Raw genomic sequence first — 17,211 nt, 5'->3', positions numbered from 1 at the left:
CGTCTTCAGGGAGGTGTTCCGGGGATAAAACATGGCCTCTACGGAACAGAATCGGCGATTCCGACCGCCCGGGGTACCCCCTCCAGGTCCCGATCCGCCCAACGGGGTTCCAGTTCGCCAAATCGCCGTTGGCGGGTTCCCCGGAGAATGCCCCGGCCTGTGGAACCGGCGCCGGCATCGATCCGATCACCCGTAGGTATCCCGGGGGCCGCGCCCCTTGACCACCCGTGGACCCTTGCGCCATGAGGGAGCGGCTGGGCCCGCCACCCGCAGGCTCGTCACGATCCCTGGACCCAGTTCCGTTTCGAATCGCTGGAGCAGGGCCGGCTTCAGCAGCTTGAGCTGGGTGGCCCACGCGGTGGAATCACAGCGGACGGTCACCACGGCGTTCTCGAAGCTCTCGGGCCGGCAGTGCAGCCCGATGTCCGCGCCGACCAGTTCGTCCCACCGGGACAGGACGGAGCCCACGGCCACGGGCGAGGACCACCCGCGTTCGGTGACCAACCGGCCGAAGACATCGCCCACCATCCTCGGGTCCCGGGCATCCGGACCCCGACGCCGGCCCGGCACCATCCCGCTCCCAGCCCCCGATGCCTCGGTGGCCCCGCGGCCTTTGGCTGCCGGGCGCCGACGTCGGACCTCACCCCGGGATTCCGCGGCCTGACGCACTCGGTTGAGGGCCACGATCGCCGCATCAGGATCATCCTCGATCCCGTCCGGAGAGGTTTCCCGCTCCGGTGGGGGCACGAGCTCGTCAGGGCTGCTCACGGCGAATCCTCCGGCTCGGGTGCGGCCGATCCGGAGGATTCGGCCTGGTGGACCACACTCCCGTCGTCCCCCAGAGTGACGTTGATCCTCGGGCCGGTCAGCTCGTCCGGGATGTCTGCGGCGACGGCGGCCGTGACCAGGAGTTGCTCTGCGCCGGAGACCAACTCAGCGAGCCGACTGCGGCGGGCGGCGTCGAGTTCGGCGAAGACATCATCGAGGATGAGCACGGGCCGGGCATGAGGATCCGGATCGTCGGCCACCAGGATGCGGTAACTGGCCAATTTGAGCGACAGTGCCATGGACCAGGTCTCGCCGTGGGAGGCGAATCCCTTCACCGGTGCTGGGCCAAGGGTCAGGGCCAGGTCATCTCGGTGCGGGCCGGCCAGGGTGACGCCGCGGTCTCGCTCCTGCCGGTGACGGGACTCGAGTTCTGCGAGCAGTGCCTCGTGGAGGGCCTGTTCGTCCGGAATCTCCTGGTGTTGGCCACCCGCCAGCGGGACAGTGGATTCATAGCTGAACCCCGCGGTCCTCACACTCTCGGCCAGGGCGGTGTAGGACTCGGTGAGGGGATGGGCGAGCATCTGCAGCACATGGAGGCGGCCGTTGAGGACGCGGGCACCGGCACGGGCGAGGTGTTCATCCCACACCCCGAGGGTGTGCGCGTGTTCCTCAGTCCATCGTCCGGAGTGCTTGGCGTTCTTCAGCAGCGCGTTCCGTTGCTTCAGCACCCGGTCGTAATCACTGCGGGCATCCCCGAGCGCCGGCCGCAGCTGAACCACGAGATCATCCAGGAACCGACGCCGAACGGACGGGTCGCCATTGATCAGCGCCAGGTCCTCCGGAGCGAACAACACCGACCGCAGCAGTCCGAGGCCCTCGCGGGCCCGTTGTGGGGCGCCCCGGTTGACGGCGGCCCGGTTGGACTTCCCGGGATTGATCTCCAGTTCGAGGGAGATGGCCCGGTCCCCTCGGTGGATGCGACCGCGGATGATTGCTTGCGAGGCGCCGAAGTGCACCAAGGGAGAATCAGTGGACACGCGGTGGGAGACCTGCGTGGCCAAATAACCCACGGCCTCGACGATATTCGTCTTTCCGACCCCGTTGGATCCGACCAGCACATTGGGTCCTGGCACCAGGGAGACATCGGCCTGATGGTAGGAGCGGTACTGAGTGAGGGAGAGATGGGAGAGAAACACGTTTCGGTGTCGGTGACCTGACTGGGCTGTCAGCCGGGTCAGTTGGCCAGGCGCACCGGCATGACCAGGTACCGGTAGTCGTCCTGTTCGGGGGAGTCCTGTTCCTGCTGGGCGGTCATCAGGGCCGGCTTCGGCGCCGTGGTGAAGGAGAAGCGCACGTACGGGGCATTGATGACGTTGAGTCCCTCGCCGAGGTAGGACGGGTTGAATGCCACGGTGATCTCGTCGCCATCGAGGACGGAGTCCAGGGACTCGTTCGCGGAGGCATCGTCACCGGCGCCGGCGTCGAGGGTGACGTGGCCGTCATTGAACATCATGCGCACGGCGGTGTTGCGTTCGGCAACGAGGGCAACGCGCCGGACGGCCTCGATCAGCGGACCGGTCGGGACCACGGCGTGGATAGGGCTGGACTCCGGGAAGAGTGCCCGGATCTTCGGGTACTCCCCGTCCACCAGCAGGCTGGTGGTGCGCCGTCCTCCGGAGGAGAAGCCCACCAGGTCCGACGTGGATGACTCCTGGGGCAATCGCAGCTGCAGATCGCCGCCGCCAGCCAATGATTTGGCAACTTCCGTGAGGGTCTTGGCCTTGACCAGCAGGGACGTTGAGATCGAGGGATCCGCAGGAGACCAGTTGAGTTCCTTCATGGCCAGCCGATAGCGGTCCGTGGCGAGGAAGGTGATGCGGTCGCCCTCGATCTCCAGCTTCACTGCGGTGAGGATCGGCAGGGTGTCGTCCTTGGAAGCCGCCACTGTCACCTGGGCGACCGCGTGAGCGAACGCGTCCCCATCCACGGTGCCTGCTGACTCAGGCATCTCCGGGAGAGCCGGATAGTCCTCGACGGGCATGGTGGCCAGGGCGAAGCGTGAGTTCCGGCACGTCAGGACCACCTTGGAGCCATCGGTTTCCAGAGTGACGGGCGCTGCCGGAAGGGAGCGGACGATGTCGTTGAGCAGCCGGCCGGAGACCAGGATCTTGCCGGGAGTCTCGATGTCCGCCTCGATCTCGAGCTGCGCTGAGGTCTCGTAGTCGAAGCTGGCGATGGAGACCAGGTTGTCCTCGGCGGTGATCAGCAGCCCGGACAGCACCGGTACCGGCGGGCGAGGGGACAGTGAACGTGCGGTCCAGGAGACGGCGTCCGTCAGGATGTCTCGCTCAACGGTGAACTTCACAGAAGTTTCCGCCTTTCTCGTAGACGGCAGGTGATGGTGGTCTTCCTCCAGATACCCCCGCCGGGCATCCTTCGAATCACACGTCTGAGCCGTGTGCTGTGTCAGCTTACCGTGACTCGCCGAGGGCGCGAATGTTGGCATTTGTGCCGCGGATGTGGTTGGTCGCTGTGCCTCAGGCATGAGGACCGCCCTCGAAGCGTCCCACGTTTCGGCGGATTCGTCAGATCCGGCGAGCGGTGATCGGCAGGCAGGGGCGGATGTTCTTGGGATTCATTCTTAACAGGGATCAGTAGTGTTAATAAGTCCTGTGGATACTGTGGATAACCCCATCCGTCGGTGCGGTTCCGGCGTTCCTCCTGTGGACCCTGCGGTGGAGTTCTCTCGCTTGCCCTGTGCACGGTCGGTGCACAACTTTCGATCGTGGATCTGCGAATTCACAGGGAAGCGTGTAGTTATCCAGAGAATCGCCCGAACACTCCACTTAAGCATCCACAGGTTTGTCCACAGCTGTGGGTTGTACTCGGAGAAGGCCTCCCACAGCCTGTGGATATTTGTGGACAACTGTGGATAAGCGAGGCTCTTGAGCGCTCACTCCGGTGTTCTGCCTGTGGAACCACCTTGTCGTTAAGGATCAAGGTTGCCTCTGGACGAGCTGGATGAGGGAGGACCCGAGGTTGGGTCCAGGTCTGGGTCCGGCCACGATCTCATCTGGCTCTGAGGAAGGGCCCAGCGGTCGAGGCGCAGCCTTCAGACCTGACAGGACGTCAGGATCGTAAGGGCCCGATGAGGTCAGCGGGCGCGTTGTTGCTGCTTGATCCGGTTCGTCAACTCGGTGACCTGGTTGTAGATCGTCCGGCGTTCAGCCATCAGCTCACGGATCTTGCGGTCGGCGTGGATCACCGTGGTGTGGTCCCGGCCGCCCAGCTCCTGACCGATCTTCGGCAGGGACATCTCCGTCAGCTCACGCAGGAGGTACATGGCGATCTGGCGGGCCGTGACGAGGGTCCTGGTCCGTGACTTGGAGGTCAACTCCTCCATGGTCAGGTTGAAGTACGCCGCGGTCTCGTTGAGGATGGTCGGCGCGGTGATCTCGTGTGCGTCCTCATGGGTGATGAGGTCACGCAGAACCTGTTCCGCCAGTTGGATCCCGACCGGCTGCTTGTTCAGCGACGCGAAGGCGGTGACGCGGATGAGGGCACCCTCCAGCTCGCGGATATTGGTGGAGATGTTGGAGCCGATGTACTCGAGGACCTCGGGCGGGGCCGTCAGCCCCTCGGCTTCTGCCTTCTTACGGAGGATGGCGATGCGCGTCTCCAGGTCCGGCGGCTGGATGTCCGTGATCAGACCCCACTCGAAGCGTGAGCGCAGCCGTTCCTCGAAGCCGGACAGCTGCTTCGGCGGCAGGTCGGAGGTGATCACGACCTGCTTGTTGTTGTTGTAGAGGGTGTTGAAGGTGTGGAAGAACTCCTCGACGGTGGCTTCCTTGTCCGCCAGGAACTGGATGTCGTCGATGAGGAGGATGTCCACATTGCGGTACACCTGCTTGAAGCTCGCGCCCTCGTCGTGGCGGATCGAGTTGATGAAGTCGTTGGTGAACTCCTCGGAGTTCACGTACCGGACGCGCAACCCCGGGTACAGGTGACGGGCATAGTGACCGATCGCGTGCAGCAGGTGCGTCTTCCCCAGCCCGGACTCGCCGTAGATGAACAGCGGGTTATAGGCCTTTGCGGGTGCCTCGGCAACGGCATTGGCGGCGGCATGGGCGAAGCGGTTCGAGGATCCGATGACGAAGGTCTCGAAGTGGTACCGCGGGTTCAGTCGGCTGGTCTCATCCGAGGTCGACGGCGGCGCTGGCGCCGGCGCCGCTGAGCGGACCGGGGCATGGGGGGACGGGGCCGAGCGGGTGTGCTGGACCTCGCGGACCGGTGGCACCGCGGCGGTCGGCAGCTGGTAGTCCTCGCTCGACTGGGCCATCAGGGTCGAGTCAATCGAATAGGCACACAGGATCTCGGTCCGGAACACGTTCCCGAGCGCTTCGGCGAGGGAGTCCTTGAGCTGGGACTGCAGGACCTCACGGGTCAGTTCGTTCGGAACAGCGAGCAACAGGGTCGTGCCGATCAGCCCCTGGGGCTGCGCGAGGCCGACATGGCCGAGTTGGCGAGGTGAGACGCGGTCGTCTTCCTCAAGGGTGCGGACCACCTTCCGCCACGAGCTGCTGACAGCCTCATCTGCAACCATGGGGGCTGGGGTCCTTCCGTCGGCGTCGAACCGAGTCTAACGGCAATCCACAGAGTTATTCACAGGCAGTGGATAACTCCGGCGAGGGTACAGGTCGGGTGCCCTGGAGGCCACCGGAGAGTGCAATTTGACGCTGATAGCCCATCATCCCTAAACTTGATTGGTCCCCGCGGGGTTGTTTAGCCGTGCTCTGAACCGACTGGAAAGATCCGGATCGACATCAGGGCGCAGTCAACCAGCGGACACCCGAAGGCCCAGGCTTGTGGATCGGTGTCTTCAGCGGGGAAGTCCTAGTCAGAGCGTCTACCGGTTCTTCCCCCAGGTACAACGGGTCCGGGCGCATACACACGTTGTGGAGATATCAAGTGAGCAAGCGGACTTTTCAGCCGAATAACCGCCGCCGGGCCAAGAAGCACGGTTTCCGCGCCCGGATGCGTACCCGCGCCGGCCGCGCCATCCTGGCCACCCGCCGTACCAAGGGCCGCACGGAACTGTCCGCCTGATCCGGCCAGAGGCCGATCAGCAGAGCGGACGACACGGCGTGCTGCCCCGCGAGAAACGGGTACGCACCCCCGCGGATTTTTCCCAGACACTGCGTTCCGGCGCCCGGACAGGGCGCCGGAACGTTGTCGTGTCCGCACACCTTCTCGATCCCACGCTCCCCAGCGAGGCCGATAGCTCGGCCGGACCGGTGCGCGTGGGTTTCGTCGTCTCCAAGGCCGTCGGCAATGCGGTGGTGCGCAATCGCGTCAAGCGTCGGCTTCGGGCCGCGGTGGCCGATCAGCTCAACGGGCCACTGGCGCAGCACCCGGGTGCGACCGTGGTGGTCCGTGCCCTGCCGCCGTCGGGCACAGCCGACTGGGACGAGCTCAAGAAGGACCTGGACTCGGCCTTGGCCGGTGCTCTGCGGAAGGAAACCGGCCGGCGTCGTCCCCGCGGTCCCGTGCCTCACGGCCGGTCCGCATCACGGGATCAGGGCCCGGGGACGGAGCTGAACGCATGATCACCCAGTCCCCGTTCACCACCCTGCCCGACGCTGCTGAATGGGGTTGGCTCCGCGCGCTGCCGTCCACCCTGCTGGCCTGGCTGCTGATGGCCTACCGCGCGGTGATCTCACCGCTCTACGGACAGGTCTGCCGGTACTTCCCCTCGTGCTCGGCCTATGCGCTCGAGGCGGTCCACGTCCACGGTGCCCTGAAGGGCTCGTGGCTCTCGGCACGCCGTCTCGGCAGCTGCCATCCCTGGTCGAAAGGTGGTGTCGATGCGGTCCCACCCGGCCGGAGGATTTGGCCACCGGGCCGCCGACCCAAGATCATTGACCTAAACCATCCCGTCATCCCCCCGGATCCTCCGGCGGAACAGTAGGAGATCATGGACTTCTTCCAAATCATTCTCTGGCCCTTCAAGTGGGTGATGTCCTGGATCCTCGGCGCCTTCCACACGGTCCTGGAATTGGTCGGCATGGACCCGGACAGCGGGTTCACCTGGACGCTGTCGATCATCCTGCTCGTGGTGCTGGTGCGGACCCTGCTGATTCCGCTGTTCGTCAAGCAGATCAAGTCGCAGCGTGCCATGCAGGCGCTCCAGCCGGACATCAAGAAGCTCCAGGCCAAGTACAAGGGCAAGACGGACCAGCTGTCCCGTCAGGCCATGGCTATGGAACAGCAGGCCCTGTTCAAGGAACACGGCACGAGCCCCTTCGCCGCCTGTCTGCCCATGCTCGTGCAGATGCCGTTCTTCTTCGCCCTGTTCCAGATCCTGACCGGGGCAGGGGCCGCCGCCGAGCGAGGTGAAGGCGAGGCCGCGCTGACCGCGGACCAGATCCGTTCCTTCGGAGACGCGATCTTCCTGGGCGCCCCCATGCAGTCCACGTTCCTGGGATCCCTGGGCGAGAACCTCAACGTCGCCGTCATCGTGGTCTCCGTCATCATGATCATCCTCATGTCCGGCTCCCAGTTCTTCATGCAGAAGATGCTGATGAGCAAGAACATGTCCGAGGCTGCCATGACCGGGCCCTTCGCCCAGTCGCAGAAGTTCATGCTGTACATCCTTCCGTTGGTGTTCGGCATCGGTGGCATCAACTTCCCGATCGGCGTGCTGATCTACTGGACTGCCACGAACTTCTGGGCCGTGGCACAGCAGATGTGGATCATCCGCAACAACCCGACCCCGGGCTCCCTGGCTGAGCAGGAGTTGAACGAACGCCGCGCCGTCAAGGGCCTTCCCCCTGTCGGCAAAGCCGCCCAGGAGGCGGCAGCCAAGGCAGAGATCGAAGCGGCCAAGCCCCAGCAGACCGGTCAGCGCCAGCAGCCCAAGCGCAAGACCAAGAAGAGGAGATGACCATGAGCGACGCGTCCAGCACGCCGTCCGGTAAGGCTGCGGAGTCGGCCGAGACCGCCGAGCAGGCCATCGGGCAGAGCACCGAGCGGGCTTCAGACCAGGCCGTGGACAGCGCTGCGGAGGTGTCCACCGGTTCGGCGACGTCCACCGAATCGAGAACACCCGCAGACTCCTCCTCAGCAGAGGACGAGTCGGACCAACAGGACTCCGGCCAGCAGGAGTCCGCAGAGACCGACCAGAGCGCAGTCGCGTCGCCGGAGGCGTCCGAGGACTCTGACGCCCCGTCCGCCAGCCGCCTTGAGGAGGAGGGGGACATCGCTGCCGACTACGTCGAGGAACTGTTGGACATCTCGGACCTCGACGGTGACATCGACATCGAGATCCGCAACGGTCGCACCTACGTCTCCGTGATCGCAGAGGAGGGAGACGACCGCCTGCGCGACCTCGTGGGCAAAGACGGCAAGGGCCTGGAAGCCCTGCAAGAGCTCGTGCGTTTGGCCGTGCTGTCAGCCACCGGCAACCGCTCCCGCCTCGTCCTGGACGTCGCTGGGTACCGCACCGAGCGTGCCCAGGAGTTGGAGCAGCTCGCCCAGGAGGCCATCGTCAAGGTCCGCGAGACCGGAGAGCCGCTGCACCTGAGGCCGATGGGCGCCTACGAACGCAAGATCGTTCACGACGTTATTGCTGAGGGCGGTCTCGCGAGCGAATCGGAGGGCGAGGGTCCGCGCCGGCATGTGGTGGTCTCCTCCGGTGTCTGATCAGTCCCGTCCAGAGAACGACCAGACCGCTCCGCGGCCCACCCGGGAGGCCGAGAAGCCCTCGATCGAGGCCCAGGACCCACCGGAGCTGGCCGGTGACCTGTTGACGGCGGCCGAGGAACTCTTCGGCGATCGGACCGATCTCGCGGTCCGTTTCGTGGAACATCTGTCCTCTACCGGGATCGAGTGGGGGTTGCTGGGTCCGCGCGAGGTACCGCGGCTGTGGGAACGCCACGTCTTGAATTGTGCCGTGGTCGGTGACCTGCTGCCGGAAGGTGCCCTGGCGGCCGACGTCGGCTCGGGCGCCGGGCTGCCCGGCCTCGCCCTCGCACTGGCGCGGCCTGATTGCCAGTTCATCCTCATCGAGCCGCTGGAACGGCGGGTGGCCTGGTTGGACATGGTGGTCGATGATCTGGAGCTGAACAACGTCGACGTGGTTCGGGCACGGTCGGAACAGGTGGTGGGCAACGTGGTCGTGGACATCGTGACGGCCCGCGCCGTCTCTGCCCTCAAGACCTTGATTCCCTTGACCCTTCCGCTGTTGCAGGGGTCTGGAGAGTTGTTGGCGATCAAGGGCCGGAGTGCGGCCGACGAGGTCAAGTCGGCGGCCAAGGTCTTGAAGAAGCACAAGGGATCCGCGCCGGTCATTGAGATCGTCGGCGAGGATCTGCTCGCCGAGCCCACTACGGTGGTACGGGTGCGGGTGGGCTCCTCACGCTGACCAGTAGGCTGGAGTGGCTGGATGTCACGGCCGAAGGATCGTTTCGCCGTCTATCAACCTCGGGAGGTTGTTCTCATTGACCAATGAGTCGGAAGTTTCACGGGTAACCGTCAGCACCGTGGACTCGTCCGTGGCGGATGACATCGAGACGCCCTTGGCCCGTGAGCTGGCCCAAGAGAACCGTCGACGGGACAAGTTGAAGGGTCGCAAACTGCCCACGCCGAACGAGACGCGCATCGTCACTGTGTCCAACCAGAAGGGCGGGGTCGGCAAGACCACGACGACGGTCAACCTCTCAGCAGCTCTTGCGCGTGCGGGCATGCAGGTTCTGGTCGTGGACATCGATCCCCAGGGCAACGCCTCCACCGCGCTGGCCATCCCCCACAACTCGGATGTCGACAGTGTCTACGACGTCCTCATCGACGAACTGCCCATGGCCGATGTGGTCAAGCCCTGTCCTGATGTGGACGGCCTGGTGGTGGCTCCGGCCACGATCGATCTGGCCGGAGCAGAGATTGAGCTCGTCTCCCTCGTTGCCCGTGAACAACGCCTGTCTCGTGCGCTGAACGAGTACTTCGCCTACCGGGAGAAGCAGGGTCTCCCGCGGATCGACTATGTCTTCATTGATTGTCCTCCGAGCCTCGGTCTGCTCACCGTCAACGCCTTTGTGGCCGCGAGCGAAGTTCTGATCCCCATTCAGACCGAGTATTACGCGCTGGAAGGGCTCTCTCAGCTGCTCAACAACATCCGGATGATCCAGAAGCACCTGAACTCGTCGCTCAAGGTGTCCACGATCATCCTGACCATGTATGACGGACGTACCAACTTGGCGACTCAAGTGGCCGACGAGGTGCGTGAGCATTTCCCGGAAGAGGTGCTCAATACCGTGATCCCCCGCAACGTTCGCATCTCCGAGGCCCCGAGCTTCCAGCAGACAGTGCTCACCTATGATCCTCAGTCCACCGGTGCACTGTCCTACCGGGAAGCTGCGGTGGAGATCGCTGACCGAGGTCACGCGGCGGGCATCTGATCTCTAGATTCCGGATCGCTGAATCATCCCCTCTAGGTTGATTCCGTACACCGCCCTCGGCGTCCGAGGACGGTGAGCCAGCATGTGCTGTGGGACAGACGTTGTGCAACGCTCCCCGCATGATCACACGTTGGACCTGGCATCGCCGGGAAATTGGTTCCCTGGGTCCCTGATTTCCTGGTTCCCTGTGACGGTACTGAAGGCTGGGGGGACCTCATGCGCGTTGCACGTGAAACAGGTAAGCCTGTATGTGGAAGTTCGACTCGGTGGGTTTACAGGGAGGCTCGGGTGTGGATCCCGGCGTACCCACGTGACCGCTTCCAGGGGAATGCGCCCCGTCCCGACTGCGGGCGATGACCATAACAACCTATCCGGGAACGCGCCGTAGACTTTGCCACTGTCGCTGTGGTCCGTCTTCGGCGCGCCAGCAGACGGGCCGCGCCTTCGGTCAGGGAATCTGCGCTGGTCACTGGTGGCTGTTTCACGTGAAACGCGGGTGGATCGACGACGCGACGAAGGCGGGGACCCTAGCGCCTCTGTCATTTCTGGCCGATCAATCGTTGGGGTCCCTATGACGGCGGGATTCCAGGAACCAGCGTTGGCATTGGTCGTCCTCTCCAAACGAGGGAAACGCGTAGCCGCGGCTTGTGTGGCGGAGTGGTGGTCCCATTGGGTAAGCCACGTCCGCTGGAATAGGTCCGGCCGGTGCTTCTGCTGCTCGTGCGCTGGCGCATCGAAATGGGTGGAGTCGGTTGACTGTCCAACGCCTGGTAACTGCGCACAATGGGGACTCGATAGTGTGCTGTGGTTCCACGTGAAACGCGCGTCCAGGATTGACGTGGCCACGGGATGGAGGCTCCTACGGGACTACGACAAATTCCTGGGCTGCAGTGCGCTCTTCCGGTGGAAAGGACTGGCGGGATCCAGGACTGAATATGGAGCGAGGGTTTCACGTGAAACTGACCGGACTGTGCTGTTCAGCGGCCCGTCGCGGTAGCTGATATTCGTTCGAAGTCCCTGGGCCGGACGATTCGAATGGAGTCGACGCTGTTTCACGTGAAACGTAGCGCAGTCGTGTTCAGCAAGTCCACGATGGATCCGGCACGCTGGGGAGCAGCTCTCGCTGCTTGGTCACTTCTGTGGTTTGGCTTCAAGTCCAGTCGGTGCGTTCTTAGTGGCCTGCTTGCCGTCGATTCCTCGCTGCTCATCACCATCGTGGCGTTCGGACCCACGGTCTTGTATGTGCCGGGGCGTGTAGACCAGCCACCATCGCGAGTACGAGTATGGACGCACGTTCGCTGAGCAGGGGTGGAGTCCATGGGCACCCGTGGCGGCCGGCCGTTGTGGAGTTCCACCGTGCGGCGTGGGCGTCGATCGTGCCACGTGAACCCTGAATGGGTCATCGGCCGCCGAATGAGACGAGTTCGAGTCCGTGTGGCCTGAAGTATGTATTGCCAAGGCAATCATGCAGGTCCGAATCCGTCGCCAAACATCGCGCCAGGGATACTCCGTTGACCAGGTCCTACCGGTCCGGTGCCTGTGTTCCTTCTGTATGGTGGCTCGGACGCCCGTTTCACGTGAAACGGGAAGGCAGGAACGGTCACTCGTGGGGATGGACAACCTTGCCCACGGACCGATGCCCCGCCGAATCTGGCTTCACGTGAAACGGCAGTAGACTGGAAGCCGTTGCCGGACGCCGACCTAAGGAGTAAGCGTGAAGAAGAACCGACGCGGTCTTGGTAGAGGCCTTGAGGCGCTCATTCAGAACACGAGCTCCGAAGAAGTCCCCGTTCCGGAGCCAGCATCAGAGCGGCCTCACGTCGATTCCGATCCAGAAGGTTCCAGCACTGGGGAATCAACCTTAGATGAAGGTGCACGGGAATCTACTCCTCGCGATGATGGGCCACAGACTTCACAACCCGACGCGGGGAACCCGGTGGCGGCCTCAGATGAGAAGGTTGCGGAAGCAACTGCTGCGTCGACTGCCGCTTCCGCGTCGTCCGACAGGGAGAGCAACCCTCGAACCGACCGGATCGACCTGACGAGTAGGTATCTCGGAGCGCGCAGCTCCGAGGCGGCTCGCACGCCGGTTGCACGTGAAACGCGACGGCCGGTCGACGTCTTCTTCCCCGACCGTCGGATCAATGACGCTGGTCCGGCGACTGATGCGGCTCGAGCGTCCGAGGTGACCGAGGCGGGAACTCCAAGCCGCAAGGTGAAGTCGCGTCCGACGATGCCGCCGGTCAAATCCGTCGCCATCACGGGCGGTTCGGACGAGGCCGCTCCCATCGATCGATATGCTATAGCCGAGCAACCGGAAAAGGTTGAAGTCAAGTCGATGGTGGCGGAATCGGCTGAGAGCGAGCCGGTGTCAACACAGGTCCGCCACCATGGGTCTGTCGGCGACGCGGAGCTGAGGACAATTCCGACGGGTGACATCCATCCCAATCCACGTCAGCCTCGCGAGGTGTTCGACGAGGACGATATGGATGAGTTGGTGGCGTCCATCGCCGAGGTGGGAGTGCTCCAGCCCATTGTGGTGCGGCCCGTTGAGGGTCCCTCTCCCTTCGAGCTCGTCATGGGTGAACGGCGGTGGCGTGCCTCGCAGCGCGCTGGGCTGGCCGAGATTCCCGCCATTGTGCGGCATACGGCGGACACCGATCTGCTCAGGGACGCTCTCTTGGAGAACCTGCACCGGAGTCAGCTCAACCCGCTTGAAGAGGCCGCTGCCTACGAGCAGCTGCTCGAGGACTTCAACTGCACCCAGGAGGAGCTGTCCTCTCGGATCGGGCGGTCCCGGCCGCAGATTACGAACACCCTGCGGCTGCTGAGGTTGCCTCCGCTGGTGCAGCGCCGGGTGGCGTCCGGTGTCCTTTCCGCAGGCCATGCTCGTGCACTCCTGGCCTTGGTGGACCCCGCCGAGATGGAGCGCCTGGCGCAGAAGGTGGTCTCGGAAGGCCTGTCGGTGAGAGCGACAGAGGAGCTCGTCTCATTGCAGGACGGCGTCCGTCAGGTGAAGCCGAAGAGCCGCGCTCCGAGGAGCGATCGGCATGAACGGCTGGACTACCTGGCGAACTCCCTGACGGATCGTCTGGACACCACGGTGAAGATCACTCTGGGGGCCCGTAAGGGCAAGATCGCCATCGACTTCGCGTCGGTGGACGACCTCAATAGGATTATGGACCTGATCGGCCAGTCCGGTGCCAACGGTCCGCGCGTCTAAGTCTGAATAGACACTGAGATAAGATGCTCTGTACAGGTCTTAAGCGCAGAAGGGCCCCGCTCCAGTTGGAACGGGGCCCTTCTTGCCGCACAAGTCAGTGGCTAATGCTCACTTGAGGTATTCCGCGAACTCCGTCTCCAGGACCTGCTTGGGCTTGGCGCCGATGGAGGTGGCGACCTTTTCGCCCCCCTGGAACACCATCACCGCGGGGATGCTGGTGATGCCGTAGTTGGAGGCTGCCTGCGGGTTGTCGTCGACGTTGAGCTTGGCCACGGTGATCTTGTCAGCATGCTCGGTGGCCATCTCCTCGAGAATGGGGCTCAGCATGCGGCAGGGACCGCACCATTCTGCCCAGAAGTCGACGATGACGGGCTTGTCCGAGTTCAGGACCTTCTCCTGGAAGTCCTGGTCGGTGACGTCGATGGTGTTCATGGTTCCTCCTGGTGGGTTTGGTCTGGAATGCCGGCAGGGGCCGGTATTCAGGTCTGTGCGGTCCGGCGGTCTAGACGGCGGCCGTGACCAGTTCCTTGACGTCCGCAAGGTAATGCTCGACGTCCTGTGCGGCGATGCATCCGCTACCCGCAGCGGTGATGGCCTGACGATAGGTCGGGTCGGTGACATCTCCGGCAGCGAAGACGCCGGGAAGCGACGTACGGGTGCTGGGGTGGTCGATCCGGACGGTGCCGTCGGCATTGAGCTCGACCTGGTCCTTGACGAGGTCCGTCCGGGGATCCGAGCCGATGGCCACGAACAGGCCGGTGACGTCCAGGGTGGACTCCTCGCCGGACTTCAGGTTCCGCAGGTGCAGGGTCTTGAGTTTCTCCTCACCGTCGAGGCCGGTGACCTCGGTGTCCCAGATGAACTCGATCTTCTCGTGCGCCAAGGCCCGCTCCGCCATGGTCTTCGAGGCACGGAGGTCATCACGGCGGTGGATCACCGTGACCTTGGACGCGAACTTGGTGAGGAACAGTGCCTCCTCCATGGCGGAGTCGCCACCGCCCACCACGGCGATGTTCTGGTCGCGGAAGAAGAAGCCGTCACACGTGGCGCACCAGCTCACGCCGTGGCCGGAGAAGCGCTTCTCTCCCTCCACGCCGAGTTCTCGGTAGGCCGACCCCGTGGACAGGACCACGGCGTGGGTGCGGTACTCGGAGCCGTTGCCGAGGGTGATGACCTTCGGAGAGGCCTTCAAGTCCACCGCCACGACGTCCTCATACTGAACTTCGGCGCCGAATCGGGTGGCCTGCCGCTCCAGGTGGCCCATCAGTTCTGGGCCGAGGATGCCCTCGGGGAAGCCGGGGAAGTTCTCCACGTCGGTCGTGTTCATCAACTCACCGCCGGCGGTCACGGACCCGGCGACCACGAGGGGATTCAGGTTCGCGCGTGCGGCGTAGATGGCGGCGGTATATCCCGCCGGGCCCGATCCGATGATGACGACGTCCCGGACGACGTCCGTGGACTCTGGAGCCTCGGTCACGGTGATTCCTTCAGGGGTAGGGAACTGGAACTGTTAACGGTGGAACATCCCCCGGGAGAAACCTATTCCAATCCTGTTCCCGTCCAGCAGATGTCCTGGCATGATCACGACGGTCCCTCGTCACCTGGACGGCCTGGGGACAGCCGGGCTACCACTCCCACCATCCTAGGCGGCGCCCACCGGGCGCTGAGGCGCGTCTTCCGCCCAGCGGAGGGCTCGGAACCGGCTCGCAGTCTCCGGTCAGTTGACCTCGACCTCGGCGATCCTCAGGCCATAGGGCCGGTTGGACGTGGCGTTGGACAGCTCGGGCAGTTCGGTGAAGTTGATGATCACGTACTGTGCCTCCGCAGGGCCGCCGTCCTCGGCGGGAACCGGCACGCTGACCTCGGGTCCGGTGAGGGAACCCTCGGCGATCTGCCGGGCGTCGTCGATCTCCGGGGTGTCACTCAACAGCACCGAGAACGATCCGCCACTGCCGTTGTTCTGGGTGATGTCCACCTGGGAGACGGCACTGAGCTCCTCCAGCTCGATCACCAGAGCCATGCTTGAGGCATAGCCGCCGAAGGCCGGCTGCGCGAAGGTGTAGGTCTGCCACGCCGTGGCCGGATTGCCGTCGATGGCATTGGGCAGGGTGGAGTCCGTCTCCGCACTGAGACCGGCGACGTCCGGCACCACGCGCGTGGCCGAGACGATGGCCGGATCCGGCAACTGCGACTCCTGGGTCTGCTCTTGCGAGGACTCGGCTGGTGAGGACCCCGGGGTGGTGGATTCGCCCCCGCCCGCCTCCGGATTGCGATTGTTGTCCAGGACGTTGAAGGCGAACACCGCACCGAGGATGAGCAACAGGACGAGGATTCCGCCGACCAGCCAGCGAGCACCTCGCGGCTTGTCGTCCTCGGCGTGCTCTTCGTAGTCGTCGAACTCGGGATAGTCATCATCGTCGCCGTGGTCAGCAGTCGGGTGACGGCCAGGGCCGCCTGCCGACCCACCACGGGAGCCTCCCGCGCCCTCGGCAGCAGTGCCAGCTGCAGCACCGGCACCGGCAGCCAGCCCAGCGCCAGCGACGCCGGCCCCGAGGACTCCGGCACCGCGGCGGTCTTCGTTGTGGGTCTCTCCGGCCGCACCGGCATGATCGTCGCTCGAGGGCTCGTGGGGGGCGTCGTCCCAGAGTGTGACCTTGGGCCGCTCAGCGGCCCGCTGCTGCGGGTCCCGTCCCGGTTTGGGGCTGTGCCGGCCAATGGCCGGGGAGGCGCCGGCGGCCGTCGGGGTCTCGCCCGTCACCTCACCCGTGTCCTCGGCCTCATCGCGCCCCTCATTGGACGGGGATCCGACCACGGGCGATGCGGAGGTCGCAGCAGGGGTCCGGTCGGCAGGCGAGGACGTCACGGCGACCTCGTCCTGGGCACCGGTCCAGTCAGTGTCGCTGACCGTCTCCGGCAAGGGTGTGTCATCGGTGCGGAGCACCGCGGAACGGTACGGATCGCGCTCGTCCCGAGCGCCGTCGTCGTATCCCTGGCCATTCCTCGCCGCCGTGGCACCGGCGGCACCGGCACCCGCTGCACCGGCACCTGCTGCGCCGGCAACGGTCCTGCCGTCCACGGCGTCCCTGGCGGCGTCATCCGAGCCGAGCCGCTGGCTCAGGCGGTCGGAGATGCCGCGCAGGAACTTGGGGCGGCGGGTCTCCGTCTCTGGCCCGGTATAGCCGTCGTCCAGCTCCTCGTAGTACTCCTCATCGTCCTCGTAGACCTGCGGCTCGTACGTGCGGGCCTCGCCGAAGATCTCCGAGCCCAGGGTGTCCGTGTAGAAGGGCTCCACGTAGACCTGCTGCTCACGGGTCATGTCCAGCAGGTCCTCGGGCGCCGGGTTGCCGCCGGCGATCAGGTAGGTACGACCCTCGCTCAGGCCGAGGTCGAGGACCTGGATGGTGCCCTGACGTTCGCCGGTGGCGAGTTCGCGGGCGGAGGCGGCCACCTGGGAGGCGTGCGCGGAGGAGGCGACCAGGATGGAGACATCGCGGTTCAGGACTTGGTCGCGGCCGTCCAGCACCATGTCCTGGTCGGCTGACGTCAGCACATGTCCGGTGACGAGGTATCGGCCTCCGAGGACCATTCCCTCTTCAATGGGCTGCGGCACGGTGTTCCTCCAGGTCGGTGGCCCGGGCCAACGGTTGGGTATGGCCGTCCAGGTGGACGGGGGTGCCTCTGGCGCCACTGCGGGCAGTGGCCGGCCACGGGCGGACCCGGGTGCGGTCGGGTCCATGCTACGGCGGACGGCGGTGTGGTGCGCGGTGA

15 protein-coding genes are annotated in these 17,211 nt (G+C 64.8%); 8 read left to right on the top strand and 7 right to left on the bottom strand.

The annotated features are described in order from the left end of the window. Window positions 1-186: 186 nt before the first annotated feature. From IEX49_RS05075 to dnaA, 4 genes are all read right to left on the bottom strand, one after another. Window positions 187-768: a DciA family protein gene (locus IEX49_RS05075; protein WP_373286686.1), complete on the bottom strand. Its 582-nt coding sequence runs from the start codon at window positions 766-768 to the stop codon at window positions 187-189. Continuing rightward, window positions 765-1,964, bottom strand: coding sequence for a DNA replication/repair protein RecF (gene recF / locus IEX49_RS05070; RefSeq protein WP_188804804.1), 1,200 nt, complete (start codon window positions 1,962-1,964; stop codon window positions 765-767). Before recF ends, IEX49_RS05075 begins: the two co-directional genes overlap by 4 nt. Before the next feature lie 38 nt (window positions 1,965-2,002). Then, the gene (gene dnaN, locus IEX49_RS05065) at window positions 2,003-3,133 is read right to left on the bottom strand and encodes a DNA polymerase III subunit beta (RefSeq protein WP_188804802.1); all 1,131 of its coding nucleotides are present in this window, start codon (window positions 3,131-3,133) and stop codon (window positions 2,003-2,005) included. Between the two features lie 789 nt (window positions 3,134-3,922). Continuing rightward, on the bottom strand, window positions 3,923-5,371 hold the full coding sequence (gene dnaA, locus IEX49_RS05060; RefSeq protein WP_188804799.1) for a chromosomal replication initiator protein DnaA: 1,449 nt from the start codon (window positions 5,369-5,371) through the stop codon (window positions 3,923-3,925). Window positions 5,372-5,736: 365 nt separating this feature from the next. Here dnaA and rpmH point away from each other — a divergent pair, with 365 nt between their 5' ends. From rpmH to IEX49_RS05020, 8 genes are all read left to right on the top strand, one after another. Then, the gene (gene rpmH / locus IEX49_RS05055; protein ID WP_115932474.1) at window positions 5,737-5,874 is read left to right on the top strand and encodes a 50S ribosomal protein L34; all 138 of its coding nucleotides are present in this window, start codon (window positions 5,737-5,739) and stop codon (window positions 5,872-5,874) included. 38 nt (window positions 5,875-5,912) lie between these two features. Next, on the top strand, window positions 5,913-6,374 hold the full coding sequence (rnpA, locus tag IEX49_RS05050; protein ID WP_188804798.1) for a ribonuclease P protein component: 462 nt from the start codon (window positions 5,913-5,915) through the stop codon (window positions 6,372-6,374). After that, window positions 6,371-6,736, top strand: a complete 366-nt coding sequence (yidD, locus tag IEX49_RS05045; RefSeq protein WP_188804796.1) for a membrane protein insertion efficiency factor YidD — start codon at window positions 6,371-6,373, stop codon at window positions 6,734-6,736. The genes rnpA and yidD overlap by 4 nt, the downstream gene beginning before the upstream one ends. A 6-nt stretch (window positions 6,737-6,742) precedes the next feature. Then, window positions 6,743-7,711: a membrane protein insertase YidC gene (gene yidC, locus IEX49_RS05040; protein WP_188804794.1), complete on the top strand. Its 969-nt coding sequence runs from the start codon at window positions 6,743-6,745 to the stop codon at window positions 7,709-7,711. A 122-nt stretch (window positions 7,712-7,833) separates the two neighbouring features. Further along, the gene (locus IEX49_RS05035; RefSeq protein WP_229672285.1) at window positions 7,834-8,469 is read left to right on the top strand and encodes a Jag family protein; all 636 of its coding nucleotides are present in this window, start codon (window positions 7,834-7,836) and stop codon (window positions 8,467-8,469) included. Next, window positions 8,462-9,190 (top strand): 16S rRNA (guanine(527)-N(7))-methyltransferase RsmG, encoded by a 729-nt coding sequence (gene rsmG, locus IEX49_RS05030; RefSeq protein WP_373286685.1) that lies wholly within the window; start codon window positions 8,462-8,464, stop codon window positions 9,188-9,190. The genes IEX49_RS05035 and rsmG overlap by 8 nt, the downstream gene beginning before the upstream one ends. A gap of 130 nt (window positions 9,191-9,320) precedes the next feature. Further along, window positions 9,321-10,220 carry a ParA family protein gene (locus IEX49_RS05025; protein ID WP_373286684.1) on the top strand — a complete coding sequence of 300 codons (900 nt, stop codon included), beginning with the start codon at window positions 9,321-9,323 and terminating at the stop codon, window positions 10,218-10,220. Window positions 10,221-12,156: 1,936 nt separating this feature from the next. Further along, the gene (locus IEX49_RS05020) at window positions 12,157-13,443 is read left to right on the top strand and encodes a ParB/RepB/Spo0J family partition protein (RefSeq protein ID WP_373286683.1); all 1,287 of its coding nucleotides are present in this window, start codon (window positions 12,157-12,159) and stop codon (window positions 13,441-13,443) included. 108 nt (window positions 13,444-13,551) lie between these two features. Here IEX49_RS05020 and trxA read toward each other — a convergent pair whose 3' ends face one another. The 3 genes from trxA to IEX49_RS05005 all read right to left on the bottom strand — a co-directional run bounded on the left by trxA (window position 13,552) and on the right by IEX49_RS05005 (window position 17,053). Then, the gene (gene trxA / locus IEX49_RS05015) at window positions 13,552-13,875 is read right to left on the bottom strand and encodes a thioredoxin (protein WP_188804786.1); all 324 of its coding nucleotides are present in this window, start codon (window positions 13,873-13,875) and stop codon (window positions 13,552-13,554) included. A 70-nt stretch (window positions 13,876-13,945) separates the two neighbouring features. Next, a complete protein-coding gene (gene trxB, locus IEX49_RS05010) occupies window positions 13,946-14,920 on the bottom strand; it encodes a thioredoxin-disulfide reductase (RefSeq protein ID WP_188804784.1) in 975 nt (324 codons plus the stop codon). A 240-nt stretch (window positions 14,921-15,160) separates the two neighbouring features. Then, window positions 15,161-17,053 (bottom strand): hypothetical protein, encoded by a 1,893-nt coding sequence (locus IEX49_RS05005; protein WP_188804782.1) that lies wholly within the window; start codon window positions 17,051-17,053, stop codon window positions 15,161-15,163. Window positions 17,054-17,211: the final 158 nt, after the last annotated feature.

It is taken from the genome of Citricoccus zhacaiensis (genome assembly GCF_014645315.1).
Lineage (GTDB): Bacteria > Actinomycetota > Actinomycetes > Actinomycetales > Micrococcaceae > Citricoccus > Citricoccus zhacaiensis.
Note: the sequence above shows the minus strand (reverse complement) of the source record. Positions and strands in the feature narration are given on the sequence as shown.